This window comes from Aeromonas sp. PS2Canimalfood6 (assembly GCF_048276795.1).
GTDB lineage: Bacteria > Pseudomonadota > Gammaproteobacteria > Enterobacterales > Aeromonadaceae > Aeromonas > Aeromonas caviae.
Map to the genome: position 1 here is coordinate 1 of NZ_JBLUXC010000122.1, position 1,688 is coordinate 1,688.

At 41.6% G+C, this 1,688-nt stretch carries 1 pseudogene; it reads right to left on the reverse strand.

The annotated features are described in order from the left end of the window. Positions 1–1,572: 1,572 nt before the first annotated feature. Positions 1,573–1,688, reverse strand: a pseudogene (locus ACNPAA_RS20800) (IS1595 family transposase); the annotation flags it as partial.

The window sequence follows — 1,688 nt, forward strand, 5'->3', positions numbered from 1 at the left end:
GGAATGGGCAGCTGATTATTTGGCCAAGAACGCTTGCCGAACCAAGCAGAGAAAATCGATACAGAACAGGACCTTGGAAGGAGTTTTAAAGGGACTCAACGCTTAAGGTCCTGTACATGAGCTAGGGTTAGTCTGGTGACAATGAAATAAAACCCACCTGTTATACGGGTGGGTTTTATTTGCTTTAATATGACTGTTCGTAGGTGTTTTTTATGGGGTTTATTTTGTTCTATTAGGATGGGATGAGAGTTTTTCAATAGACACAGCAATAGTCTCTGCAACCTCTTTAATATCGAAATGTTTATAAATGGAATTTTCAATATGGTTTTATTTATCATCTGATTTTTTATTTTTATCACTCTTTGTTGATGTATATCATCATGGCAATTTAGGTTTATCATGACTAAGCATCCATCTATTACATAAAAATAAGTTATCCCATCGTTTATGTCTTCAGTCTTTACTATATTCAGGTCTATAAAAATGCGTTTAATAACGTCATCATCCAGTTGTCTACTGAAGTCTTTTAACCTGAAAATAGCTACTCGAAAGAAGTGGTCTAGCTTTATAGATGGTGACAACCTGACTGACTCTTTAAGAAGGCATGCTGCAAACCTAGCATTCATTTTGTCATCAAAGTTAATATGGCGGTATCGTTCAATTGTTGAAATAGATGCTCGCCAAAGAATAGAAATGAGGAACAAATAAAATTTATTGTAGTTAAAGTTCTTTATTTTTACATGAAGATTTTCTCTTTCAATGTTTTGTGTCCTTCTGAATATTTGAGTGCCGTACGCTTCATATTTTTTAGAAATGTGTTGCTCACATTCAAAACAAAGTAAATGCTCTTTAGGGTCAAAGTTAGATAGTGATGGTGGAGTATCCTTATCTATTGCTATCTCCAATACTTGGCCGCTCCCCGATTTTATTTTTTTGAAATATGATCGAGGGAATATGTGAGACTCCTGTAGTTCGGCTTCTTGTTGACATAAATGGCATTTTGAAAAAATCACGTATACCTCTCATTCCTCACGATAAAAATACATTTCGTATATTGTGAATCGTTCGACATTGTGTTTGTGGTTAGCATAACCGCAAGCAGTGGGTTCGAATAGCGCAGCGTATTCGAACGATCGCGAATAGGAGGTCGGCCGAGAGACCGCCGATATCTGGAGTTTCCTGCCGGTCTTGCCATTACTCGGTACGTGGCGGTATGCGGACGATTACGCTGCGCTAATCGACCCTACATTATGTGGCTTATTGTTACCTCCCCCCTCATCCCCAGCCCTTCTCCTCTTGTTTGTGATCAAGAGTGGGAGAAGGGGGCAAATATGCGCCTCTGATTTGGTTTGGCAACCGGGCTTGGAACTGGCACGGACCATCCCCTCTCCCTCGGGAGAGGGCCAGGGTGAGGGGCCGCTATCTGTGTTGTAGGTTCGAATAGCGAAGCGTATTCGGACGATCGCGAACAGGTAGTGGCCGAGAAGCCACTGATATCCAAAGTATGCTGCCGATTTTGCCATGATTTGCTGCGTGGCGGTATGCGGACTAATTTTTCATTTCCTTACCTGATTACCCATGACCCTCAGCCAGCTTCAAGAGCCGATATGGCATCGGAGGGCTTGCCACGACTGCATGCCCCAATTCAACCAACATGCTCTTGAGGTCAAAACGATGATTAAACCGGA